The 24,605-nt window shown below is 67.3% G+C and carries 19 protein-coding genes; 11 read left to right on the top strand and 8 right to left on the bottom strand.

The genetic code is table 11. The features are described from left to right. Nucleotides 1-19: 19 nt before the first annotated feature. Nucleotides 20-2,143: an alpha-glucan family phosphorylase gene (glgP, locus tag MLE42_RS11130; RefSeq protein ID WP_243287957.1), complete on the top strand. Its 2,124-nt coding sequence runs from the start codon at nt 20-22 to the stop codon at nt 2,141-2,143. A gap of 4 nt (nt 2,144-2,147) precedes the next feature. Here the strand turns inward: glgP and glgA are convergent, their stop codons facing one another. Beyond that, complete coding sequence (glgA, locus tag MLE42_RS11125; RefSeq protein WP_243287956.1) at nt 2,148-3,581, bottom strand: glycogen synthase GlgA; 1,434 nt, start codon at nt 3,579-3,581, stop codon at nt 2,148-2,150. 3 nt (nt 3,582-3,584) lie between these two features. Continuing rightward, complete coding sequence (glgC, locus tag MLE42_RS11120) at nt 3,585-4,844, bottom strand: glucose-1-phosphate adenylyltransferase (RefSeq protein WP_243287955.1); 1,260 nt, start codon at nt 4,842-4,844, stop codon at nt 3,585-3,587. 250 nt (nt 4,845-5,094) lie between these two features. Here glgC and MLE42_RS11115 point away from each other — a divergent pair, with 250 nt between their 5' ends. The 5 genes from MLE42_RS11115 to MLE42_RS11095 all read left to right on the top strand — a co-directional run bounded on the left by MLE42_RS11115 (nt 5,095) and on the right by MLE42_RS11095 (nt 13,453). Next, nucleotides 5,095-6,243 carry a thiolase family protein gene (locus tag MLE42_RS11115; RefSeq protein WP_243287954.1) on the top strand — a complete coding sequence of 383 codons (1,149 nt, stop codon included), beginning with the start codon at nt 5,095-5,097 and terminating at the stop codon, nt 6,241-6,243. Nucleotides 6,244-6,277: 34 nt separating this feature from the next. Further along, entirely contained in the window at nt 6,278-8,641 is a 2,364-nt protein-coding gene (locus MLE42_RS11110) for a 3-hydroxyacyl-CoA dehydrogenase/enoyl-CoA hydratase family protein (protein WP_243287953.1), read from the top strand. 128 nt (nt 8,642-8,769) lie between these two features. After that, on the top strand, nt 8,770-10,809 hold the full coding sequence (locus tag MLE42_RS11105) for an elongation factor G (protein WP_243287952.1): 2,040 nt from the start codon (nt 8,770-8,772) through the stop codon (nt 10,807-10,809). A gap of 215 nt (nt 10,810-11,024) precedes the next feature. Further along, nucleotides 11,025-12,521, top strand: coding sequence for a DUF512 domain-containing protein (locus MLE42_RS11100; RefSeq protein WP_243287951.1), 1,497 nt, complete (start codon nt 11,025-11,027; stop codon nt 12,519-12,521). 32 nt (nt 12,522-12,553) lie between these two features. Beyond that, the gene (locus tag MLE42_RS11095; protein ID WP_243287950.1) at nt 12,554-13,453 is read left to right on the top strand and encodes a DMT family transporter; all 900 of its coding nucleotides are present in this window, start codon (nt 12,554-12,556) and stop codon (nt 13,451-13,453) included. A gap of 42 nt (nt 13,454-13,495) precedes the next feature. Here MLE42_RS11095 and MLE42_RS11090 read toward each other — a convergent pair whose 3' ends face one another. Genes MLE42_RS11090 through MLE42_RS11075 form a run of 4 tightly spaced genes read right to left on the bottom strand, consistent with a single transcriptional unit; the run spans nt 13,496 to nt 16,130 of the window. After that, on the bottom strand, nt 13,496-13,990 hold the full coding sequence (locus MLE42_RS11090; protein WP_243287949.1) for an ExbD/TolR family protein: 495 nt from the start codon (nt 13,988-13,990) through the stop codon (nt 13,496-13,498). After that, nucleotides 13,990-14,490 carry an ExbD/TolR family protein gene (locus tag MLE42_RS11085; protein ID WP_243287948.1) on the bottom strand — a complete coding sequence of 167 codons (501 nt, stop codon included), beginning with the start codon at nt 14,488-14,490 and terminating at the stop codon, nt 13,990-13,992. Before MLE42_RS11085 ends, MLE42_RS11090 begins: the two co-directional genes overlap by 1 nt. Before the next feature lie 59 nt (nt 14,491-14,549). Beyond that, on the bottom strand, nt 14,550-15,278 hold the full coding sequence (locus MLE42_RS11080; protein WP_243287947.1) for a MotA/TolQ/ExbB proton channel family protein: 729 nt from the start codon (nt 15,276-15,278) through the stop codon (nt 14,550-14,552). Nucleotides 15,279-15,329: 51 nt separating this feature from the next. Continuing rightward, a complete protein-coding gene (locus tag MLE42_RS11075) occupies nt 15,330-16,130 on the bottom strand; it encodes an energy transducer TonB (RefSeq protein ID WP_243287946.1) in 801 nt (266 codons plus the stop codon). A 262-nt stretch (nt 16,131-16,392) separates the two neighbouring features. On the opposite strand from MLE42_RS11075, the gene tgt reads away from it, so the two are divergent. Genes tgt through secD form a run of 3 tightly spaced genes read left to right on the top strand, consistent with a single transcriptional unit; the run spans nt 16,393 to nt 20,757 of the window. After that, a complete protein-coding gene (tgt, locus tag MLE42_RS11070) occupies nt 16,393-17,541 on the top strand; it encodes a tRNA guanosine(34) transglycosylase Tgt (protein ID WP_275975870.1) in 1,149 nt (382 codons plus the stop codon). Further along, a complete protein-coding gene (gene yajC, locus MLE42_RS11065; protein WP_243287944.1) occupies nt 17,542-17,853 on the top strand; it encodes a preprotein translocase subunit YajC in 312 nt (103 codons plus the stop codon). It begins immediately after the preceding gene. A 57-nt stretch (nt 17,854-17,910) separates the two neighbouring features. After that, nucleotides 17,911-20,757: a protein translocase subunit SecD gene (secD, locus tag MLE42_RS11060; protein WP_243287943.1), complete on the top strand. Its 2,847-nt coding sequence runs from the start codon at nt 17,911-17,913 to the stop codon at nt 20,755-20,757. 143 nt (nt 20,758-20,900) lie between these two features. Here the strand turns inward: secD and MLE42_RS11055 are convergent, their stop codons facing one another. Beyond that, complete coding sequence (locus tag MLE42_RS11055; protein WP_243287942.1) at nt 20,901-21,917, bottom strand: alpha/beta hydrolase family protein; 1,017 nt, start codon at nt 21,915-21,917, stop codon at nt 20,901-20,903. Between the two features lie 69 nt (nt 21,918-21,986). Beyond that, on the bottom strand, nt 21,987-22,877 hold the full coding sequence (locus tag MLE42_RS11050) for a polysaccharide deacetylase family protein (protein ID WP_243287941.1): 891 nt from the start codon (nt 22,875-22,877) through the stop codon (nt 21,987-21,989). Between the two features lie 122 nt (nt 22,878-22,999). On the opposite strand from MLE42_RS11050, the gene MLE42_RS11045 reads away from it, so the two are divergent. Both MLE42_RS11045 and MLE42_RS11040 read left to right on the top strand, forming a co-directional pair. After that, nucleotides 23,000-23,983 carry a hypothetical protein gene (locus MLE42_RS11045; protein ID WP_243287940.1) on the top strand — a complete coding sequence of 328 codons (984 nt, stop codon included), beginning with the start codon at nt 23,000-23,002 and terminating at the stop codon, nt 23,981-23,983. A gap of 135 nt (nt 23,984-24,118) precedes the next feature. Continuing rightward, nucleotides 24,119-24,595: a 4Fe-4S dicluster domain-containing protein gene (locus tag MLE42_RS11040; protein ID WP_243287939.1), complete on the top strand. Its 477-nt coding sequence runs from the start codon at nt 24,119-24,121 to the stop codon at nt 24,593-24,595. The last annotated feature ends 10 nt before the right edge of the window (nt 24,596-24,605 follow it).

The raw sequence follows: 24,605 nt of genomic DNA, 5'->3' as shown, positions 1-24,605 counted from the left end.
GAGAATCGAGGCCTGCGCCATGGAAATCCTGCGGCAGAAGCTCGAACGGCTCACCCAGAACCTCTGGTGGACCTGGCGGCCCGAGGTGCGGTCCATCTTCCGGGACCTGGACCTCGACCTGTACCAGCGCGCCCACCGCAACCCCATCTCCGTGCTGCGCCAGATCGACACGCGGCAGATGGAGAACCGGGCCATGGAGGTGGACGTGCCGGCGCGGATCGACCGGGCCCTCCGGCAGCTGGACGAGTTCCTGCATCCCGTGACCACCTGGGGCCTCTTCCACGCGGGCCCGCTGAGCACCCGGCCGGTGGCCTACTTCTGCATGGAGTTCGGCATCCACGAGTGCATCCCCATCTACTCGGGCGGCCTCGGCATCCTGGCTGGGGATCATCTGAAGGGGGCCTCCGACCTGGGCGTCCCCCTGGTGGGAGTCGGCCTCCTGTACCACCAGGGCTACACCAGCCAGGTGCTGGATCCGTCCTTCTGGCAGCAGGACGTGCTGGAGCCCTTCGACCTGAAGGATCTGCCCCTGCGGCCGGCGCTCACGCCCCGGGGCGAACCCGCCCGGGTGGGGGTGGAGATGCCCGGGCGGACCGTTTGGGCCCAGGTGCTGGAGGCCTGCGTGGGCCGCGTGCGCCTCATCCTGCTGGACACCCGGGATCCCCAGAACAGCGAGGCGGACCAGGCCCTCGCGGCGCGCCTCTATGGCGGCGACCAGCGCATGCGCATCCAGCAGGAGCTGATGCTCGGCGTGGGGGGGCCGCGGGCGCTGCGGGAGCTGGGCATCACCGCCAGCGTGTTCCATCTCAACGAGGGGCATACCGCCTTCGCCATCCTGGAGCGGGCCCGGCACCGGGTGCAGGCCGATGGCCTGGAGCCCTGGACGGCGCTGAAGGAATCGGCCGCGGCCACGGTGTTCACCACCCACACCTCGGTGGATGCGGGCCACGACCGGTTCCCGGTGGAGCTGGCGGAAGAGCACCTGCGCCCCCTGGCGGACGGGCTGAAGCTCCCGGTCCAGGAGGTGGCGAACCTGGGTCGCGTGGACCCCGCGGACCACGGGTCGCCCTTCATGCCCACGGTGCTGGCCCTCCGGCAGTGCAGCCGGGCCAACGGCGTGTCGGCCCTTCACGGGGTGGTGTCGCGGGCCATGTGGACCGGCCTCTGGCCCGGCCGGCCCGAGGCCCAGGTACCCATCGGGCACATCACGAACGGCGTGCACGTCTCTACCTGGCTGGCCACGGAGATGGAACAGCTCTTCGAGTCGCGCATCGGCATCAACTGGCTGGAGGGCATGGTCCACCACGACCTGTGGACGAAGATCGAGGCCGTGGATTCGGCGGAGATCTGGGAGATCAAGCAGGTGCTGAAGGCCCGGACGCTGCGGTTCGTCCGGGAGCGGGTGGCGGCCACGCGCGCACGCCTGGGCCTCCCGCCCATCGATCCGCCGCCGCTGGATCCCGACGCCCTCACCATCGGCTTCGCCCGCCGGTTCGTCCCGTACAAGCGCCCGGACCTCCTCTTCACGGACCCGGATCGCCTCGCCGCCCTGGTGAACCACCCCACCCGGCCGGTGAACCTCATCTTCGCGGGACGCGCGCATCCGGCGGACCAGCGCGGGAAAGGCCTCATCCAGAAGGTCAACCACCTGCTGGAGGATCCGCGCTTCCGGAACCGGATCGTGTTCGTGGAGAACTACAACATCCACGTGGGCCGCAACCTCTACCAGGGCGTGGACGCCTGGCTCAACAATCCCGTGCGCCCCCTGGAGGCCTGCGGCACCAGCGGCATGAAGGCGGCCATGAACGGCGCCCTGCACATCTCCGTCCTCGACGGCTGGTGGGCGGAGGCGTTCGACGGAAAGAACGGGTTCGCCATCGGAAGCGGGGAGTCCCATGCCGACGGGGAAGTCCAGAACCGTCGGGACACCGAGGCCCTCTTCCGGGTGCTGGAGGAGGAGGTGGTCCCCTGCTACTACGACCGCGATGCCGCCGGCGTGCCCCGGGCCTGGGTGAAGCGGGTGAAGCGCTCCATCCGGACGCTGGCCTGGCGCTTCAACTCCGACCGCATGGTGATGGACTACGTGCGGAACTGCTACCTTCCCGCCGCGGTGGCCGCCTCCTGCCAGATGCCGCCGGTCTGAGGGATCAGCCTCTCCGCGCCGCCATCTCTCCGTAGAGATCGAGGTAGGCCTGGGCCGGACGGTCCCAGCTCCTGTCCTGGCCCATGGCCGCTCGCTGCATGGTCCGCCAGGCGGCGGGGTCGCTCCGGTACAGGGCGCAGGCCCGGTCCAAGGCGTCACCCAGGTCCCCGGCCGTGGCCTCCTCGAACACGAAGCCCGTCGCAGGAGGGCCTCCGGGTCGCGAGTCGTCCGGATCCAGGACGGTGTCGGCCAGGCCGCCGGTGCGCCGCACCAGGGGCAGGGCCCCATAGGCCTGGGCATAGAGCTGGGTGAGGCCGCAGGGCTCCTCTCTGCTGGGGACGAGGATCGCATCGGCGCCGCCGTAGCAGCGGTGGGAGAGGCCGGTGTCGTAGCCGATGCGCGCTGCGACGCGTCCTGGGTAGCGACGCGGCGCCGCGCGGAAAGCGGCCTCCAGCGCCCCGTCTCCCTGGCCCAGGACCGCCAGCTGGGCGCCGAGGCGCGCCAGGCGAGGCAGAGCCTCCAGCACGAGGTCGAGCCCCTTCTGGGGTGCGAAGCGGCTCACGATGGCGAGGAGGAGCGCATCCGGATCCTCCCGCAGTCCCAGCTCCCGCTGGAGGGCCGCCTTGTTGAGCGCCCGCCGGTCCAGGCGGTCCAGGTCGTAGGGGAAGGCCAGGTGGAGGTTTCCGGAGGGCGTCCACACGCCGCCATCCACGCCGTTCAGGATGCCGACCAGGTCCCGCCCCCGCGAGGCGAGGAGGCCGTGGAGCCCGCCCTTCGACGGATCCTGGATCTCCCGGGCATAGGTGGGGCTCACGGTGCCGATGCGGTCGGCGTGGACCAGTCCTGCTTTCAGGAAGCAGATCTGGTCGTAGTACTCCAGGTCGTCCGGAGTGAAATGTTCCGGGGGAAGCCGCAGGTCCGGGAGGAGGGTTTTCGGGAAGATGCCCTGGTAGGCCAGGTTGTGGATCGTGAGCAGGGCGGAGGGGCGGGGGCCGGATTCAAAGGCCAGGTAGGCCGGAGCGAGGGCGACCGGCCAGTCATGGACGTGCAGGATGTCCGGGCACCAGCCGTCGTCGCCCTCCTTCGCGAGCCGGGCCGCGACCCAGGACAGTGCCGCGAACCGCCGGGGCGTGTCCGTCCGATCCTCGTAGGGAGGCCCGCTCCCGAAGAAGGCAGGCTGGTCCAGCAGGTAGACGGGAACGCCCGCGGGGGTGCGGCCGAGGAGCAGCCGCGCGCCGCCACCGCCCATGAGGTCCGGCAGCTGGCGGATCGGCGCCAGCGGGGCCGCCGCCTGGAGGAGGGCCGGGAATCCCGGGAGCAGCAGGCGCAGATCGGCGCCCCGGGCCCTCAGGGCCAAGGGGAGGGCGGCCATCACGTCCGCCAGCCCGCCGACCGTCACGTGGGGATAGAGTTCCGTGCCAGAGAAGAGGATCCGCATGCGTCAGGTCCCCAGCCGCTGGATCATCGCCTGGGAGATCAACGTGACCCCGTTGGGGGTTCGGTAGAACCGGCGGCCATCCTCTTCAGGATCGAATCCGACGGTCAGACCCGCCGGGATGTGGCAGCCGCGGTCGACGACCACCCGCCTGAGATGCGCGCGGCGGCCGATGTCGGCCAAGGGGAGGATCACGGATTCGTCGACGCGGCTGTTCGAGTGGACCCGGACCTGGGTGGAGATCAGGGAGTTGCGGACATGGGCGCCGGAGATGATGCAGCCGGTGGAGACCATGCTTCCGATGGCATAGCCCTGCCGGGTGGCGCCGCTGAGGACGAACTTGGCCGGGGGCAGCTGCTCCTGGCGGGTGAAGATGGGCCAGCAGGCATCGTACAGGTTCAAGGCGGGACGGACGGAGACGAGATCCATGTTGGCCTCCCAGTAGGCATCCACCGTGCCCACGTCCCGCCAGTAGGGCTCTGGGCTGGCCTCATTGGGCACGCAGCTGCGTTCGAACCGGTGGGCGAACACCTTTGCGCGGCTCACGAGGCTCGGAATCAGATCGTGGCCGAAGTCGTGGCCGGTCTCCTCCCGGGCATCACGCTCCAGCTCCTCGAAGAGGAAGGGGGCCCTGAACAGGTAGATCCCCATGCTCGCGAGGCAATGGGAGGGGTGGTGCGGGATGCACGGCGGCTCCGCCGGCTTCTCGACGAAGGCATGGACCCGATCGGCATCGTCCACCTGGACGATGCCGAAACCCTTGGCCGAGACGCGTGGCACCTGCAGGCAGGCGATGGTCAGGTCCGCGTCGTGGTCCAGGTGGTCCGCCAGGAAGTACTTGTAGTCCATCCGGTAGACGTGGTCGCCCGCCAGGATGAGGACATGCAGGGGGTCGTAGCGGCGGATGTTGTCCAGGTTCCGGAAGACGGCGTCCGCGGTGCCGTTGTACCAGGCCTCCTTGGACAAGTCCTGCTGGGCCGGCCAGATGTGGACGAACTCCTGGAGGGACCCCGGGAGGAAGCTCCAGGCGAAGTGGAGGTGCTCCAGCAGCCGGTGGGAGTTGTACTGCGTGAGGATGGCGATCTTCCGGAAGCCCGAGTTGACGCAGTTCGAGAGGGTGAAATCGATGATCTTGAACCGGCCGCCGAAATCGAGACCGGGCTTGGAGAGCCAGTCCGTGAGGTCGTGGAGGCGCCGCCCCCTCCCGCCGGCCAGAATCACGGTCAGGATGCGGCGGGGGCTGAGGTACGACTCCTTCAGGGGCATGAAACCTCCCCGGGAGCGAACCTGCACAAGCCATCGCGGGGCAGACCCCCTCATGGCGAGTGATCGGCGGCAGGAAAAGGTCGGTCCATCGTCAAACCCCGTCAAGGAGACGGGATGAGATTGGCGACCCCCTCATCACCCGACCCACGGTAGGACCATTCCCGACCTACGGTAGGTGCTTTCTCTGGCGCACATGGCTGCTAGGCTCACCCAAACCCAGCTCTTCAGAGAGTCCCCATCCGGAGGTTCCATGCGATCCGCAGTCATCGTCGAAGCCAAGCGCACGCCCATCGGCCGGGGCGTCAAGGGCGCCTACGCCGCCACCCGACCCGAGCAGCTCGGGTCGGTGGTCATTGAAGCCATCAAGCCCCTGCTGAAGGACTGGTCGGGCCTGGAGGACGTGCTGGTGGGCTGTGCCATGCCCGAGGGCGAGCAGGGCATGAACCTGGCCCGTCTCATCTGCTTCCGGGCGGGGCTGCCCATCACCGCCGGCGCCGCCACGGTCAATCGCTTCTGCGGCAGCAGCCAGGAGACCATGCTCATGGCCGCCCGGGCCATCATGGCGAACCAGGGCGACCTCTTCCTCACCGGCGGCGTGGAGAGCATGTCCAAGGTGCCCATGATGGGCTTCAACCCCAGCGTGGATCCCTACCTCACCGAGCACTACCCCGAGGCCTACTGCTCCATGGGCATCACGGCCGAGAACCTGGCCAAGGAATACAAGATCAGCCGCAAGGAGCAGGACGAGTTCTCCTATCAGAGTCACCAGAAGGCCGCGGCCGCCTGGAAGGCCGGGAAGTTCGAGCGGGAGGTCGTCCGCTTCGAGACCAAGGGCCTGGACGGCAAGCCCGTCACGCTCCAGCAGGACGAGTGCGTGCGCGCCGACACCAGCCTGGAGAAGCTGGGCGAGCTGAAGCCCGCCTTCCTGGCGGGCGGCGACGTCACCGCGGGCAACAGCTCCCCCGTCACGGACGGCGCGGCCTTCCTGCTGGTGATGGAGGAGGGGCTGGCGAAGTCCCTGGGCCTCAAGGCCCGCGCCCGCATCATCGGCGGGGCCGTGGCCGGCGTGGAGCCGGACCGCATGGGCATCGGCCCGGTGCCCGCCGTGAAGAAGGTGCTGGACCGCTTCGGCCTCAAGCTCGATCAGATCGACGCCATGGAGTTGAACGAGGCCTTCGCCGCCCAGAGCCTGGCGGTGATCCGCGAGGGCGGCTACGACCCCAAGAAGGTGAATGCCTGGGGCGGCGCCATCGCCGTGGGCCACCCCCTCGGCGCCAGCGGCGCGCGCATCCTGACGACCCTGCTGAACCGCCTCGAGACCGATGGCGGGAAGTACGGCATCGCCACCATGTGCATCGGCGGCGGCCAGGGCATCGCGTCCATCATCGAGAAGCTCTGATCCAACCACGCGAATCGACATCAGGAGGTTGGACATGAACATCAAGAAGATCGGAGTCCTCGGGTCCGGCGTGATGGGCTCGGGCATCGCGGCGCACGTCGCATCCGCGGGCTGCCAGGTGGAGCTGCTGGACATCGTCATCGACGACGCGGCGCCGGACAAGCTGGCGGAAGGGGCCCTGGCGGCCCTCGCGAAGTCCAAGCCCGCCCTGGCCATGCACGCCTCGTTCCTCAAGAAGATCCGGCCGGGCAACCTGCGCGACCACCTCGACCGCCTGTCGGACTGCGACTGGGTGGTGGAGGTGGTCAAGGAGGACCTGGCCATCAAGCGGGAGCTGTACGGCCGTCTGGAACCCAAGCTCAAGACCGGCGCCTGGGTCAGCTCGAACACCTCGGGCATTCCCCTCAAGCTCCTGGTGGAGGGCCGCAGCGACGCCTTCCGCAAGCACTTCGTCATCACCCACTTCTTCAACCCGGTGCGGTACCTGCGCCTGCTGGAGTTCGTGAAGGGCCCCGAGGTGGACGAGAAGGAGGCCCTGGCCTTCCGCACCTGGCTCGAGGAGGCTCTCGGCAAGGAAGTGGTACCGGCCTTCGACAGCCCCACCTTCATCGGCAACCGGATCGGCATCCACAGCATCATGGCCACCCTGCAGCTGGCCCTGAAGGAGGAGATCCCCTTCGAGGTGCTGGACTCGGTGCTGGGCGATGCCGCCGCCCGGGCGAAGAGCGCCGCCTTCCGCACGGCGGATCTGGCGGGGGTGGACATCCTGGCCGCCACGGCCAAGAACGTCTACGACCTGTGCCCCAACGATGAGGTCCGCGACGTCTTCAAGTTCCCGGAGTTCCTGCAGTACATGCTGGACAACAAGCTCCTGGGCAACAAGACGAAGCAGGGCTTCTTCAAGAAAGGCCCGAAGGACGCCAAGGGCAAGAAGACCTTCCTGGCGCTCGACCCCGCCACTCGCGAGTACGTGCCCCAGGTGAAGCGGGACTGGCCGATCCTGAAGGAGCTGAAGGGCATCGACGACCCCGCCGAGAAGGTGAAGACGCTGCTCACCAGCGACACCGAGGCCGGGCGCCTGGCCTGGCGCTGCATCGCGCCCAACCTCATCTACGCCGTGAACCGCCTGGGCGAAGTGACGGACGGCCCCCTGAACGTGGATCGCGCCATCAAGAACGGCTTCGCCTTCGAGCTGGGGCCCTTCGAGACCTGGGACACCCTGGGCGTCGAGCGGGTCGTGGCCCGCATGGCGTTCGAGGAACTGCCCGTGCCGCCCCTTGTGGAGCAGATGCTGGCCAAGGGCATCACCAGCTTCTACCGCTGGGAGCACGGTGTCCCCGTCGCCCAGCTCAACCCCAAGACCCTGGCCTACGACGCGATCCTCGAGGACAAGCGCGTGATCATCCTCAAGCGCGAGGAGGGCCGCGGCAAGGTGATCGCCGAGAACGGGAGCTGCCAGCTCTTCGACCTGGGCGACGATGTGGCCTGCCTGAGCTTCCACAGCAAGATGAACGCCCTGGACGACGGCATCATCATGCTGATGGAGGACACCATCCAGAAGCACGTGCCAGGCCGGTTCAAGGGCCTGGTGGTGGGCAACCAGGGCCAGCACTTCAGCGCCGGCGCCAACCTGGTGATGGTGCTGAACGCCGCCAAGGACAAGCAGTTCGACCAGATCGAGGAAGTGGCCCGGCGCCTGCAGTACGCCGGCCGCATGCTCACCTACGCGCCGTTCCCGACCGTGGCGGCCCCCTTCAACCTGGCCCTGGGGGGCGGCTGCGAGATGACCATGGCCTGCCAGCGGGCCGTGGGCCACGCCGAGCTCTACATCGGCCTGGTGGAAGTGGGCGTGGGCGTCATCCCGGCAGGCGGCGGCTGCCTCCAGATGCTGCTGCGGATGGAAGACGCGCTGGCCGCGAAGAACCAGCTGGGCCCCATGCCCAAGGTGAAGGCCGCCTTCCAGTTCATCGGGACCGCCAACGTGAACACCAGCTTCGACGAGGCCCAGCGCAACGGCTACCTGCGCCGCACGGACCGCCGCGTGATGAACAAGGCCTTCCTGCTCCATGAGGCCAAGCAGGAGGTCCTGAAGATGGCCGCGGGCTTCCAGCCCGTGAAGGAGCGCACCCTGCGCCTGCCGGGCCGGGGCGGCAGCGAGGCCCTCAAGCTGGCCGTCCAGGACTTCCAGCTCCAGGGACTGGCCAGCGAGCACGATGCCGTCATCATGGGCGAGCTGGCGAACATCCTGTGCGGCGGGGACGTGAGCCTTGTCCAGGAGATCACCGAGGAGCGCATCCTCGAGCTGGAGCGGCAGGCCTTCGCCCGCCTCTGCAGCTACGAGAAGACCCAGGCCCGCATGGACGCCATCCTCAAAACGGGGAAGCCCCTCCGGAACTGAACGGAACTCCCGCCATGTTGTGACTTAAGCCGCCTTTTCCCGGGCGGCTTTTTTTGGGGTTGCCAGCGCATAGGCAGGTCGGAACACTTGGGGCGGTCGATATCCAACACCCACAATCAGGAGGCACTGTGAGCGGCAATTCCCAGTCAACTCCACGCGTAGCGGCCATCGTGGGCCCCTACCTCTCCGGAAAGACCTCCTTGATGGAGAGCCTCCTCTTCGTGGCGGGCGCCCTGCCGCGCAAGGGCTCCGTCAAGGAGGGGACCACCGTCGGCGATGCCTCCATGGAAGCCAAGGCCCGCCAGATGAGCGTCGAGGCCAGCCTGGCCTCCTGCGAGTACCAGGGCGAGGCCTGGACTCTCATCGACTGCCCTGGCTCTGTCGAGTTCCGCCAGGAGGCGGTGCACGCCCTCATGGCGGCGGACATCGCCGTGGTGGTGTGCGACCCCGATCCGGCCCGCGCCCTCATGGCCGCCCCCGCCTTGAAGTTCCTCGATGACCACAAGATCCCCCACGTGATGTTCATCAACAAGCTGGAGGCGGCGGGCAGCGCCGGGAAGCTGAAGGACGTGCTCAACGCGCTCCAGCAGATCTCCGAGCGCCCGCTGGTGCTGGTGGAGATCCCCATCAAGGAGGGCGACCAGGTCACCGGCTATGTGGACCTCATCAGCGAGCACGCCTACAAGTACGAAGCGGGCAAGGATGCCGACCTCAAGCAGATGCCCGAATCCGTGCTGCCCGAGGAACACGAGACCCGCCAGATCATGCTGGAGAAGCTCGCCGACTTCGACGACCACCTCATGGAGGAGCTGCTGGGCGACGTGGTGCCTTCGCTGGAGGAAGTCTCCGAGGACCTGGCCAAGGATGTGCGGGACGACCTGCTGGTGCCGGTTTATTTTGGTTCCGCCGACAAGGATGCGGGTGTGCGCCGCCTTTTCCAGGCCCTGTGCGAGGAGGCTCCCCGGGTGGAGGCCACGGCGGCCCGACTGGGCATTCCCGAAGGCAAGGACACGCTGGTGCAGGTGTTCAAGAGCGTTCACGCCCAGCATGTGGGCAAGCTGAGCATCTCCCGCGTGTGGCGCGGCGAAGTGGCCGACGGCGCCATCCTGGCGGGCAACCGCGTGAGCGGCATCAACAAGCTCTTCGGCTCCCAGCAGATCAAGCAGACGAAAGCCTCCGCCGGCGAGGTGGTGGCACTGGGCCGCATGGACGAGGTCCGCACGAGCGAAGCTTTGACGCCTGCCGCGAAGGTGGCCCTGGATTGGCCGGAGCCCCTCCAGCCCATGCTGGCCCTCAGCCTGCATACCACCAAGAGCGGCGACGACGTGAAGCTGTCGCTGGCCCTCCAGAAGCTCTGCGAAGAGGATGCCTCCCTCCAGGTGGAGCAGAACGCCGAGACCCAGGAGCGCATCCTCTGGGGTCAGGGCGAGGTCCATCTCAAGTGCGCCCTGGACCGCCTCAAGAGCCGCTTCGGCCTGGATGTGCAGCACCACCCGCCCATGGTCCCCTACCGCGAGACCTTCACGAAGGCCGCGAAGGTCCACGGGCGCCACAAGCACCAGACCGGCGGCCACGGCCAGTTCGGCGACGTGTGGTTCGAGGTCAAGCCCCTGCCGCGTGGCACCGGCTTCCAGTTCGAGGAGCGCATCGTCGGCGGTGTGGTGCCCAAGAACTTCTTCGGCGCCATCGAGCACGGCGTCGTGGACTGGATGAAGCGCGGCCCCTTGGGCTTCCCCGTCGTGGACATCCACGTGGCCCTGGTGGACGGCAGCTACCACACCGTGGACAGCTCCGACATGGCCTTCAAGACCGCCGCCCGCATCGGCATGACCGAGGCCGCCCCCGTCTGCCATCCCGTGCTGCTGGAGCCCATCTCCGAGGTCCACATCAGCGTCCCCAGCGAGTACACGCCCAAGGCCCAGCGGCTGGTGACCGGAAGGCGTGGAGGCCAAGTCCTCGGCTTCGACGCCAAGCCCGGATGGAAGGGCTGGGACGTGGTCTCCGCCTACATCCCGCAGGCCGAGATGAGCGACGTCATCGTGGAGCTCCGCAGTCTCACCATGGGTGTCGGCTCCTTCACCTGGTCCTTCCACCACCTGCAGGAACTGGTGGGCCGGGACGCCGACAAGGTGGTGGAGGCGCGGAAGCAGGCCAAGACTCCCGCCTAGTCGTTTCTCCGGGGTCCTCGCTTCGCAGCGCTGCGCGAACACCCCCGGCCCCCCGCGAACGAGCCCGGCCAAGCCGGGCTCGTTCTTTGGTGCTCACGCCAGGTCCACCGGGGCCTTGGCCTGACGGGCCGGAGAATAGGAAAAGCCATAATCCCTTCGCAATGAGACAATCTATCTCCGGATTCCCGCCAGGGAATCCGGAGCATGGAGTCCCCTTGGCCCAGAAAGGCGTCCAGATCATCGCGGTGGAGCCGGGCAGCCTGGCCGAGGAGGCTGGTCTGCGGCCCGGGGATACCCTGGTGGCCATCAACGGCGAGGCCGTGCTGGACCAGCTGAACTACCAGTTCCTGGTGACCCAGCGGGACGAGACGGACCTGGTTGTCCAGCGTCCGGATGGCAGCACCTTCGAGGCCGTCGTGGAGAACGGCGGGGAAGGGCTCGGCGTGGACCTCGCCCAGGACGAGGTGAAGGTCTGCAAGCAGAACTGCGTGTTCTGCTTCGTGCACCAGATGCCGAAGGGCTTCCGGAAATCGCTCTACCTCAAGGACGAGGATGTGCGCCTGTCCTTCCTCTACGGCCACTTCACGACCCTCTCCAGCAGCGACGAGGCCGAGCTGGATCGCATCATCCGCGAGCGCCTGAGCCCCATCCACGTCTCCGTCCACGCCACGGATCCCGAGGCCCGGGTGAAGGTGGTGGGCAATCCGAGAGAAGGCCACATCCTCCGCAAGATCGATCGCCTGCTGGCGGGCGGCATCGACGTCCACACCCAGGCCGTGGTGGCGCCCGGGCTCAACGATGGGGCCATCTGGCAGCAGACCGTGGACGATCTCTGGGCGCGCCGGAAGGAGGGCAGGGGCAGCGTCCTGAGCCTGTCCTGCGTCCCCGTGGGGCTCACGGCCCACCGGGAGAACCTGCCCGTGGTGCAGGATGTGGAAGCGGAGTTCGCGCGGGAGTGGGTGGCCCGATGGATGCCCGAGGTGCGGAAGTACACCAAGGCCAACGACGGCGAGCCCTGGCTGCTGCTGGCGGACGAGTGGTTCACCCGGGCGGGCATCGAGGTGCCGGGGCGGGCTTTCTATTCACGCTCCTGGGCCCAGCTGGAGAACGGCGTGGGCCTGGTGCGCCGGTTCCTGGAGCACAGCCGGCGCTTCATCAAGAGCCCCCGGGCGAAGGGTTTCGCGGGGCGGCGGGTGCTGCTGCTGACGGGATCGAGCTTCGCGCCCACGCTCTCGCGCGTGGCCGCCGAGCTGAACCGCGCGGTGGGCAGCCACTTGCGCGTGGTGCCGGCCCGGAACTTCAGCTTCGGCGACAGTGTCACCGTGGCGGGCCTGCTTTGTGGTGAGGACCTGAAGTACGCTGCCCACGCCGATCGGGAGGCCCACGCCACGCGGCAGGACCGGGGCGGCCGGACGGACTGGGTGGACGCGGTGGTGGTGCCTTCCGCCAGCCTCCGCACCCACACGGGACCCACCGACCAGTACACGCTGCGCGGCGCGGTGGTGCGGGAGGAGGGAACCTTCCTGGACGACCTGACCCTGCCCGAGCTGGCCCTGGACCTGGGCGTGCCCGCGGTACCCAGCGGGGCGAACCTGTCCCACCTGTTGGATCATCTGGAGGCGGCGGACCGTGGCGCCTTCCGGGGCGGGGCCCTGACCTCGGCCTTCCACACCGCGGGCCTGAACCTGCCGCAGGGCGCCTACAACCCCTGACGGGGGGCGGTTTTCCCGGCAGGATGGAGGGCATGCTCCCGCCAGCCGCCATCCACTCCCGCCGCCGCATGGTGGCCCGTGCCGAGTTGGCAGGCTCCGCGCTCTGCTTCGGCCTCATGGCCATCCTGGCGCGGAAGCTCACGATGCCGGGCATGGGGTTCTCGGCGGGCCACCTGGCCGTCTTGCGCTTCGTGGTGGGCGCCCTGGCGAGCCTCATGGCCTTCGCCCTGATTCCGGGGCTGTACCGGCCGAGCAACTACCGGCTGCTGGTGAGCCGCGGCCTCTCGGGCGGCGCGGTGGTGGTGCTCTATTTCTACGCATTGGCCCACATTCCGGCGGGCGAGGCGGGCATCCTCTACAACGTCTTCCCGGTGATCGCAGTGGCGATGTCGCTGGCGATCTTCAAGGAACGTCCCACCATCCATCTCTGGCTGGCGATCCTGGCAGCCTCCCTGGGCGTGGTCCTGGTGCTCAGCCAGGGCCACCTGGGCCTAGGGCTGGGAGTGGGAATGGGCAGGGGGGAGCTGGCGGCCCTGGCAGCGGCGGTCTTCGCGGCCACCAGCGCCAACGCCATCCGGGCGGCGCGCCACACGGAGAATGCCGCGACCATCTTCTTCTACTTCTGCCTGGCGGGCCTGCCCGTGGTGGCGCCCTTCGCCCTCTCCCCATGGCCCGGCGGGCTGGGCGCCTGGGGGCTGGCCATCCTCATGAGCCTGCTCGCGCTCGGCGGGCAGATGCTGATGTCGGAGGCCTACGGGGCCCTGTCGGTATCGGAGGCGGCGGTGTGGCTCCAGCTGCTGCCCATCGTCCAGTACCTCCTGGCCATGCCGCTGCTGGGCGAGCGTGCCACGGCCGCCGGGCTGGCGGGCGTCCTCATCACCGTGGCCGGAGTGGCCTACGGCACCGTGCTGGGCCACCGGGCGCGGGCATGAAAAAGGGCCCCGGAGGGCCCTTTCCATGTGGATCGGGGGCACCTAGCTGACGGGTGCTGCCACGATGCGCTTCTTGAGGGAGACGGCCACTTTCACGTCGCCGCCATCCTGGCCCTGGAACTTGTCGAGGTTCTCGAGGGACTTCTTCTTGGCGGTTTCCGAGGCGACGCGGACAGCGTCGAGCACGTCCACCATGGCCTGGAACTTCACGTCCTCGTCCACCTTCAGGAAGACCTTCCGGTAGTTGAGGGGCTGCAACATCACGGCGTCGGGCAGCTTGTCCTTGAGGCCCTGAGCGTCGATCTTGTCCTGCTGGAGGGTCATCGTGCCGTCCTGATCCACCTGGATCAGGATGTTGTTCGGATCGGGCTTGGGAGGGGTGGCGGTCTGGACGACCTGGGGCACCACCACCTTCATGGCCTTGCTGAGACCGGGCACCATCACGATGAAGACGATGAGGAGCACCAGCACGATGTCGATCAGCGGGGTGACGTTGATATCGGTTTTGGCTTTACCCTTGGCGCCGCCGGTATCCATCAGTTACCCCCTTCCTTCTTGGTGTCCTTGTCCTCGCTGGTCACGATGGACGCCTCGTCGGCGCCACCCTTCCGGCAGGACTGGAACAGCTCGTTGATGTACTTGAAGGGCAGGTCGGCGTCGGCCTTCACGAACACGCGCTTGTCGTTCAGCATCGAGACGTTCTTGTTGATGAAGTCCTCCAGCTGCTGGCGCTGGCCTTCGTCGTTGATGTAGAACCGCATGTCCTTGGCGTCTTTGTCGTCGATGAGGACGGCGCCGGGACCGATCACTTCGTACTTGTCATTGCGCTTCGAGGTGAGCATGAGGGTCAGGTACTTCTGGCCCGCGTCCTGCTGCTGGTCCACCTTCGGAGCATGCTTGGACAACGGCAGCTTCACTGCGTTGTTCACGGCGGGGGTGATCACGATGAAGATGATCAACAGCACCAGCACGATGTCCACAAGCGGCGTGACGTTGATGTCGGACTTCATCCCACCCTTGGAACCACCTGTATCCATGGTGTGTTCTCCTTAGAAATCGCCCGGGAGCTTGCGCCCCCGGGCTGGGTGGCGGTTCCTTAGCTCTGGCTCTCGCGGCGGATGAACTCGTCGATCATCTGGGAAGCCGCGTTGTTGATGTTGGTGACGACGACGTCCTGCTTGTTGGTCAGCAGGTTGTAGATCCACACGGCCGGGATGGCGACGAACAGGCCGAGGGCGGTGGTGGCCAGGGCCTCACCGATGGAGCCGGCCAGGGCGTTGATGTCGCCGGCGCCCTTCGTCTTCAGGTCGGAGAAGACCTTGATGATGCCGATCACGGTGCCGAGCAGGCCGATGAAGGGGGCCAGGGCGCCGATGGTGCCCAGGCCGCTCATGCCCTTCTTGAGGAGCTCCACCACTTCGGCGGTGCCGCGCTGGATGGCGCGCTCCACGGGCTGGATGGCGTCGTGGTTCGGGTTCATGGTCTTGAGCTGCTTCTCGTACTGGAAGATGTCCAGGCCGTGCTTCAGCACCAGGGCGATGTGGCTCTTGTTGTGGGTGGTGGCGGCGCGCTTGGCGGCCTCGAAGTCGCCGCGGCGGAGCGTGTCCATGAAGAGCTTCAGGAACTTGTCGGAGGCCTGCTTGCTCTGCGCGTAGGTCACGAAGCGCTCGATGGCCACATAGATCTGATAGGCCATCAGGATGAAGAGGACGGAGATGATGAACTTGTTGGCGATGGAGGCCGCACGCCAGATCTCGGCGGCGGAGAAGCTGTCGTGGCCGCCTTCGGCAAGACCGAGCATCAGGGGGGTGGTGAACAGGTTCATGAGGTTTCCTTATGGAATGGAGAGAGGATTGGACGTGGGAAGGGGCGCGGGCTACCGGAGCCGGAACGGCATGGTGAGCTTGAATCGCGCGTACTGGGGTGCGCCGTTCAGGAGGGCGGGCTCGAACTTCCACTGCATGGCGTAGGCTTCAGCCGTGGGCCGCAGCTGGGGAGGTCCTTCCTTCGCGACGGCCGAGGTGGGCACACCATCGGGGCCGACCACGATCTCCACGACCACCGTGCCCTGGATCTTGGCGATCTTGGCGAGAGGAGGATAAGGAGGGGCGGGGGGCTGGTACTTCACCTTGATCTGACTGAAGTCGAAGTCCACCACCTTGCCGGTGCCACCGACGACTCCGCCGACCACACCGCCGACCACGCCGCCGATGACGCCGCCGGGAACACCACCGGGGACGCCGCCGGGGACGCCACCAAGGGAGTGATCCTGCTTCGGAAGCTCCTTGGGCGCCTGCTCAGGCACCACTTCCTGGCGCGGATCGATGGGAGTCGTGTCCACCTTGCCGGCAGACACGGCCATCGGCGGCGGCGGCGGCGGCGGCGGCGGAGGCGGCGGAGGCGGGGGCGGCGGCGGAGCGGCTTCCACCTGCTCTGCCAGGTCGATGCCCACCGTCTTGATCACCTTCTTCCCGGCCTCGGTGTGCTTCGCCAGCTGGAACCCGATGAACGCGAAGAGCGCGTACATGGCGATCGTCGTGGGAATGGTGACCTTGGGGTTGCCCCGCTTGATCGCCTCATTCCCTGCGACGAGTGAGGACTTGTATACAGCGTCCTCAAGCGTCTCCACGGGAGCCACCGGCTTGGCGGGGGGTGATTTCTTGGGATCTTTGCTCATGCGACTCCCTTGAAAAATCCAGGGGAAAAAACAGCGCGCCGGACCTATGGGAACTTCGGTCCGGCAACGAAAGGTGAGGATAAAGAGCTGGGGCTGGCCCAACGGCTAAGATGGCAAAGGGCGGACGGCTGGTCAAGCTCGAAAGACGGGCCTGATCCCCGCCATATCTGTCTTTCGCTGTTTTTTGCTTGGTTTCGCAACACCCGTCTGCGGCCCAAGCAAATGAAATTGTTAATTTTTGTTAAGAAGGTCCGGGCATCCCATGTCGAAGGTCACAACCCCATATTTTTCATTCGCCCCAGCCTCCACCCCCCCCTCCGGGCCCGCGAGAGCGGGCGGGTTCCATACCTCGCATGGCGAGGTTCTGACCCCGGCTTTCATGCCCGTCGGGACCCAGGGGACGGTCAAGGGCATCACGCCGGTCCAGCTCCGGGAGGTGGGCCCCCAGGTGATTCTCGGCAACACCTATCATCTGGGACTGCGCCCCGGTGACAGCCTGGTGGCCCGCCTGGGGGGCCTCCACCGGTTCATGGGGTGGGATGGGCCCATCCTCACGGATTCAGGAGGGTTCCAGGTCTTCTCCCTGGCCTCGCTCCGGAAGATGACCGAGGAAGGCGTCACCTTCCAGAGCCACGTCGACGGCAGTCCGCAGTTCCTGTCTCCCGAGCGGAGCATGGAGATCCAGCGGAACCTGGGCTCGGATATCTGCATGGCCCTGGATGAGTGCCCGCCGGGCCGCATGGAGCGCGCCAAGCTTGAAATCAGCATGGCCCGCACCACGCGATGGCTGGCCCGCAGCCGGGCGGTGCCGCTCCAGCCGCACCAGGGGCTCTTCGCCATCAACCAGGGCGGGACCCACCTGGACCTGCGCCGGCGCCACCTGGCGGAGGCGATGGAGCTCGATGCGAAGACCCCCTTCCAGGGCTTCGCCGTCGGCGGCCTCAGCGTGGGGGAGCCCAAGGGCGAGATGAACGCCGTTCTGGCGGAGTTCGTGAAGGAGCTCCCGGCAGACCGGCCGCGGTACCTCATGGGCGTGGGCACGCCGGAGGACCTGCTATTCGGCATCGAGCAGGGGGTGGACCTCTTCGATTGCGTGCTGCCCAGCCGGGAGGCCCGCCACGGCCGCATCCTCACCAGCCGGGGCAAGCTCAACCTCAAGAACGCCCGGCACCGGGAGACCGACCTGCCGCTGGACCCGGACTGCGGCTGCTACACCTGCCGGACCTTCAGCCGGGCCTACCTCCATCATCTCTTCCGCTGCGGCGAGCTGCTGGGCTTCACGCTGAACACGATCCACAACCTGAGCTACACTGTGGGGCTCACCCGCGACGCGCGGCAGGCCTTGCTGGAAAACCGCTTTCCGGCGTTCGCCCAGATCGCGCGCGCCCGATGGCAGACCGAGGAGCCCTAGATGATCTACGCCCTTCTTCAGCAGCCCGCGGCCGGCGGTGGCCCGGCCTGGATCCAGTTCGTGTTCATCGGCGGCATGGCCCTGATGTTCTACTTCCTCCTCATCCGGCCCCAGAGCAAGGCCCGCAAGGAGATGGAGGCCCGCCTGTCCAAGCTGAAGGCCGGCGACGAAGTCGTCCTGACCTCCGGCCTCTACGCGACCATCGACCGCGTCGAGGACAAGCACATCTGGATCAAGCTTGGCGGCTCCGTGGTCAAGGCCCGGCGCGCCGCCGTGGCGGCCCTGGCCAACGAACCGGAATCCCAGAACTGATCTTCCTGACCTGCCGGGCCGGCATCCGCCGGCCCGCCTTCTGTATAGGAGCGCCCCGTGACCAAGCGGAGCCTCTGGCGCCTCGCCATTGTTCTCGCCGTGCTGTTCGGCTGCGGCTACTTCTTCACGCCCCTCTCGAAGGTGAAGCTGGGCCTCGATCTCCGGGGCGGCGTCCACTTCGAGCTGGAGGTCCAGGGCCAGGAAGCCCTCGCGGCTGATCTGCGCGACAGCCGGGATCGCCTCACCGCCCGCCTCAAGGAGAAGGGCCTCCCCGGCGCTGTGGTGCAGGTGGACGGCGACGCCCTCCGGGTCGACGGCGTGGGCGCGGACCAGAAGGCCACGGTGGAGAAGGTCGCCAAGGACTACTTCTCCGGCTACGCCTTCAGCGCCGAAGGGGACGTCTTCCGGCTCACCCAGCGCGACTCCTACCAGAAGCAGCTGAAGGATGACGCCAACAAGCGCGCCCTGGAGGTCATTGAGAAGCGCATCCGCGACATCGACCCCGCCAACGTGCTGGAGCCCGAGATCACGGCCAGCGGTGCCGAGGGCAACCGCATCGTGGTGGAGATCCCCGGCATCGAGGAAGGCGACCGCGAACGCATCAAGAAGCTGCTGGCCACGCCGGGCCACTTGGAGCAGCGCCTGGTGGCGAAGGCTCCCCAGGTCTACTTCAACTCCAAGGAGGAGGCCCTGGCCTTCTTCAAGGGGACCATCCCGCCTGAATTCGAGCTGTTCCCGGAGATCGAGAGCGAGCGCCAGGCGCGCCGCACCGGCCAGTCCGTGGCGAAGGCCAAGCCCGGCGAGGAGAAGATCAGCAGGTGGGTCCTCCTTGAGAGCCGCGTGGCCGTGGATGGCGCCGACATCATCGACTCGCACCGCGCCTCCAACTCCCAGACCGAGGCCAACGAGGTCAACTTCACCCTCAACAAGAAGGGGGACGACGACTTCGCCCGCCTCACGGGCATCGCTTCGGAAGAGAGCCGCTACATCGCCATCGTGCTCGACCGGAAGATCGTCACCGAGCTGACGGCCAAGGAGAAGATCATCGGCGGCGCCGTGCGCATCAGCGGCAGCTTCACCGCCCAGGAAGCCGACGACCTGGCCAGCCAGCTCCGCAGCGGCGCCCTCCGCGCCCCCATGAAGTTCCTCGAGGAGCGCGTCGTGGGTCCCGGCCTGGGCCGCGACTCCATCCACGCCGGTGTGCGGGCGGCCGTCATCGGCTTCGCCGCCATCATCGGCTTCATGGTCATCTTCTACCACTGGTCGGGCGTCAACGCGATCGTGGCCCTCACCGTGAACGTGATCGTGATGATGGGCCTGCTGGGCTCCTTCCGCGCCACGCTCACCCTGCCAGGCATCGCGGGCTTCGTGCTCACCCTGGGCATGGCGGTGGACGCGAACATCCTCATCTTCGAGCGCATCAAGGAGGAACTGGGCCTCGGCAAGAGCGTGCCCGGGGCCATCGACGCGGGCTTCGACCGGGTGTTCTGGACCATCGTGGACAGCCACGTGACTCAGCTCTTCGCGGCCCTGCTGCTCTTCATCTTCGGCACGGGCCCGGTGAAGGGCTTCGCCGTGACCCTCACCGTGGGCGTCGTGGCCTCGCTGTTCACCAGCATCTACATCAGCCGCTACATCTACGACTGGGTGCTCGAGCACCACCCCGGCACCAAGACCCTCTCCGTGGGCAGCCACACCTTCTTCAAGGGCTCGTCCTACGACTTCATGAAGTACAAGGGCACCGCCATCGCCATCAGCTGGGGCATCATCCTGATCTCGCTCCTCTATGTGCGGCCCTGGAATCTCACCCACAGCAACCGCATCCATCTGGGTATGCAGTTCGTGGGCGGCAACGACATGACCGTGCGGTTCCGCGGCGCCATGGAACCCGAGACCATCCGCGCCGCTCTCGCCCGGCAGGGCTATTCCGACGCCTCCGTGGTGGCCTACGAGAACCCCGACAAGTCGATCCGTGACTTCGCGGTGAAGGTGAAGGCCAAGAAGGAAGGGGACCAGAAGGACAGCACCATCCAGGCCAACGCCCTGCGGGCCATCTTCAAGCAGCTGGATCCCGAAGGCGCGACCAGCGCGCTGCCGGCCCTCAACCTCGAAGGCTCCAAGACGCTGACGGACACGCTGGTGAAGGCCAATCCCGCCGGCATCGGCGGGGACGAGACGGCGCTGCAGGCCGCCTACACCCCCTTCGCGGAGAAGATCATCGCCGGCCGCGACCGGCTGCCCTCGGGCCTCTACCAGGGCTTTGCCGAGCTGCCGCAGGACCTGCCCCAGGTCGTGCGGGACACCGTCCAGAAGAGCTACCGGCTGGGCGCGGTGGGCATCCTCAAGGACGAGAGCTTCTCCCCCAGCATCTCCGGCGAGTGGACGCGCAAGACCCTCACCGCCGTGGCCTGGGCCCTGGGCGCCATCCTCGTCTACGTGATGTTCCGGTTCACGGCCAGCTACGCCGTGGGCGGCATCGTGTCCCTGATCCACGACATGCTCATGGCCCTGGCCCTCTTCGCCGCCTTCGGCTACGAGTTCAATGTGCCCGTGGTGGCCAGCTTCCTCACGCTGATGGGCTACTCCATGGCCGACACCATCGTGGTGTTCGACCGCATCCGCGAAAACAGCCACCGGCCGGAGTACCGCCGTGCCACGGTGACTAAGCTGGTGAACGACTCCATCAACCAGACCCTCGGCCGGACCATTCTCACCTCCATGTCCGTGCTGTTCGTCAGCGTCTGCCTCTGGCTCTTCGGCGGCCCGGCCCTCAAGGACCTGGCTTTCCCGCTGGTCATCGGCGTCATCACTGGCACCTACTCGTCCATCTACATCGCCAGCCCCGTGGTGGTGTACTGGGACCAGTGGTTCGGCGGCAAGGACAAGCTCAAGCAGCACGCTTGATCCACTCCGGGGGTTTCCCCGCCACGCCTGCGTGGCGGGGATCTAAGGTCCACGCTCCGCTTTGCTGCGCGAACACCCCCGGACCCCCACGAAGAAGCCCGGCGTAGCCGGGCTTCTTCGTTTTCTCCGATAAGCATTGCGGATTACTTCAGGTGCTTCTCCAAAAACTGATAGATCTCCCTGCGGGACTCCAGGGCCAGGGTGGTGTCGATGCGGTTGAAGCTGTGGCCGCCGGGGGCGTCCTGGTAGATCTTGTGCTCGAAGGTCTTGCCGGCGGCCTTGAGCGCGTTGATGAGGGTCTCGACCTCCACCACGTTCACGTCCCGGTCGTTGGTGCTGGTGTGGATGAGCAGGGGGGTGCGGAGCTTCTGGACGTTCCAGACGGGGCTGCGGCGCCGCACCATCTCCACATCCTCGCTGGGAGTCTTGCCGGCGAACATGGTCCGGACCACGGCGTCGTCCCGGTACTCTTCGCCGGCGTAGCCCACCCGAGCCAGCAGGTCGGACACGGGCACGCCGGCATAGCAGGCGGCGAACTTCTCCGGATGGTCGAAGACGGCCATGAGGGCGATGAGGCCGCCGTGGCTCCAGCCCACCATGGCGCAGCGATTCGGGTCCACGGGGAGGTGCTCCACGGCCCAGTCCCGGCCGGCCACCACGTCGTCGATCTCCAGGCCGCCGTAGTCGATGGCGTCGTACAGACCCTTGCCGTAGCCCGTGGAGCCCCGGTAGTCCGGCGCGATCACGATGTAGCCGCGCTCCACCATCTCCCGCACGATGTGGGCGTGGTAGGTGCCGAAGTCGCCGTGGACGCCTCCGTGGGGCAGCACGATGAGGGGCAGCTTCCGGCCCTTCTCGGCCTTGCGGGGGACGAAGACGTATTGCTGGATCTTCAAGGGGTGCCGCTGGTTCTTGATGCCATAGGTCTCCTCACCACGGGGATTTGGCGGCCCGGTGTAGGTCACCTTGTCCACCAGGGCCACGTCCGACAGCCGCAGGAACCAGAGCTGGTCGTCCGCGGCCTTCCGTACCGCATCCAGTTCCCAGTTGAGGCTGTTCACGCGGGATTCCACCCGCTTCAGGCGCGCCTCTTCGGGAGCCTGGGCCGCGAGGGGGGGCAGGGCCAGGGCGCAGAGCAGGAGCGGGACCGGAAGGCGCATGGGGACCTCGGAGAAGGATTGATCCGAGAGTACTGCAAGGGCCATCGTCATGCGAGGCTTCCCCGGGGCCTAGCCCTCCCAGCTCACCCAGCCGGCCCGGCCCGGGATCTCCCGGCGGGAGACGGCCTTGGCCGGTGGGCTGGCCGCCTTCAGCTCCGGCAGCCAGTCCGCATGGGTGCGGGCCTGGACGCCGCGTTCCCGCAGGCCGCCCAGGAAGGCGTCGAAGGTCTCGAACAGGGCCCCGCCCTCGACCTCCGTGTGCAGGGCGTAGACGTTCAGGGCATCCTCCCGCACCAGGTCCCAGACCTCGCGGTTCACCTGGCCCGGCGTGCGGCCCTCCAGGCCCAGCAGCTCGTCGAGGGTGGGCAGGGTGGTGGGGATCTGGAGGGTGCTGAGCGTCCGCCCCTTCACGATGGGGTAGAAGGGCGCGAAGCCCCGGCAGTCGCCGGCGTAGGCCAGGCCGTAGGCCTCCTGCAGCTCCAGCGTGGTGTCGTTGCAGCGCCAGGCGGGGCTCACGGCGCCCAGGGGCTTCTCGCCGAAGACCGTGCCGAAGGCCTCGTGGGCGTTCACGTACCAGTCCGACAGCCACTTCCGCGACTTGCGGTCCAGCAGGTCGTGGTACTGCACATGGTCCCAGGCATGGATGCCCACCTCGTGACCCGCGGCCTTGGCGGCCCGCATCTCGGCGGCGGCGCGCTTCCAGATGATGGGCGCCGGCAGCAGCACCCCGTACATCATGGTCTTGAAGCCATAGAGCTTGGTGGCGTTGGTGCGCCGCATCTTGGCCAGGAAGCCCTTGCGGAAGATGCGCCGGATGGCCTTCCCGCTGTTGTCGGGGCCGAAGCTGAAGTAGAAGCTGGCCCGCATCTGGTGCTTGTCCAGCAGGCGCAGCAGGGTGGGGATGCCCGTGACCGAGCCTTCCAGGGTGTCGACGTCCACGCGGAGGGAGATGGCTTTCATGAGGGTTCCTTCCCGATCCCATTGCACCCGCGAACCTGGGCAGAGGCAAGGCGCGCGGGCGGTTTCCGGAATGGCGACAGCCAGGTATCCTGGGCTGACCCCACCCTAGATATGAGGAAACCATGACCCAGAAACGTCTCGTACGCCTGGCGGAACTCACCAGTCTGAAACCTGTCGCCAAGGGTCCCTGGCAGAACCCCGCCGCGGTGGGGTCCATGCAGGGATATCCCGTGGCGGCCGCCTGGAGCAGAAACCAGAACCATTCACAGGTTTCGTTCCTGGTGCGCTTCGCCAAGGGCTCCTGGTCGGCGGGGCCCGACGGGCTCGCCGCCTTCGCCGCGGGTTCCGAGGATCTCCGGCAGGCCACGGGCAAGAAGGCCGTGCCCAAGGCCCTCCTGAAGTCGCTGACACTCATGGAGGATGGCATCGTCTGCCACTGGCCCTTTTCGCTGTTCGCGCCCAAGCCCGAGGCCGTCGCAGGCGTGCTGAAGGTCCTGGTCGGGTTCGCGGCGAAGGCGGCGAAACCCGTGGCGGAGCAGTGCGAAAGCTGTGGACGGGAGACTCGCGAGGGACTCTGGACGGCGGATGGCGTCCCGGTGCGGATCTGCACGCCCTGCCGCGCATCCCAGGATGAGCAGGCGCGACGGGCCAAGGAGGCCTACGACGGTCTCGTGTCCAATCCGATGGCCGGGCTCCTCTACGGCGCCGTCACTGGAGCGGTGCTGGCGGTCCTGTGGGGCGGCCTCGCGTACCTGATCCACCGCATCTTCCTGTGGGGAGCCATCGGCATCGGCGTGGCCCTGGCGTGGGCCATCAACCGGGGCATGGAGAAGGTGAACCACGTCGGCCGGGCCCTGACGGTGCTGCTGACCGTGGTCACGGTCCTGGCCGGCGATTACCTGTTCATCCTGTTCTCGGCGGCGAGGGAGGTGGAAGGTGGACTGAGCCTCCGTCTCGCCCTCCTGGCGGCGCAGCATTTCTTCGAGGCGGATTTCCAGGAGGGATCAGGCTACGTGAGCCTTCTATTTGCCCTGATCGGCGCGGGTTACATCCTCTACGTGAACCGTCCGCCGAGATTCCAGGTGAAATACGAGCCTTTGAGCTGAAAGGAAAAGGGCGCCGCGAGGCGCCCTTTTCCTGGTCCATCTCGGCGGGGAAAAAGAGCGCCACCCTCCCCCGTTATCCGATCTATGATCATCGCGATCCATTCCCGACAGTCCCATCACATAGGAGGTTCCGCCATGCAGAAGTCCCTCCACATCGATCCCAACAAGTGCACGGGCTGCCTTCAGTGCGAGATGGCCTGCGCCTGGGAGAACCACCGCAGCTTCACCATCGCGAAGTCGCGGATCAAGGTGTTCACCTTCCACAAGGAAGGCCGCTTCGTGCCCTACACCTGCACGCAGTGCGACGAGGCCTGGTGCATGACGGCCTGCCCTGTGGACGCCATCCGGCTGGACCCCGTCACCGGCGCGAAGATCGTGCTGGAGCCCACCTGCGTGGGCTGCAAGGTCTGCACGATCGCCTGTCCGTTCGGCACCATCAACTACGTGGCCTCCACCGGCAAGGTGCAGAAGTGCGACCTCTGCGACGGCGAGCCGGCCTGTGCCAAGGCCTGTCCGACCGGCGCCATCACCTACGTGGATGCCGACTGGACGGGGCTTGGGAAGATGCGCCAGTGGGCCGGCAAGACCGACACCAACCCGGCGACGGTGTGAGGAGCGACTG

This window comes from Geothrix terrae (assembly GCF_022808775.1).
GTDB lineage: Bacteria > Acidobacteriota > Holophagae > Holophagales > Holophagaceae > Geothrix > Geothrix terrae.
This window is presented reverse-complemented; position numbering and strand designations above follow the sequence as displayed.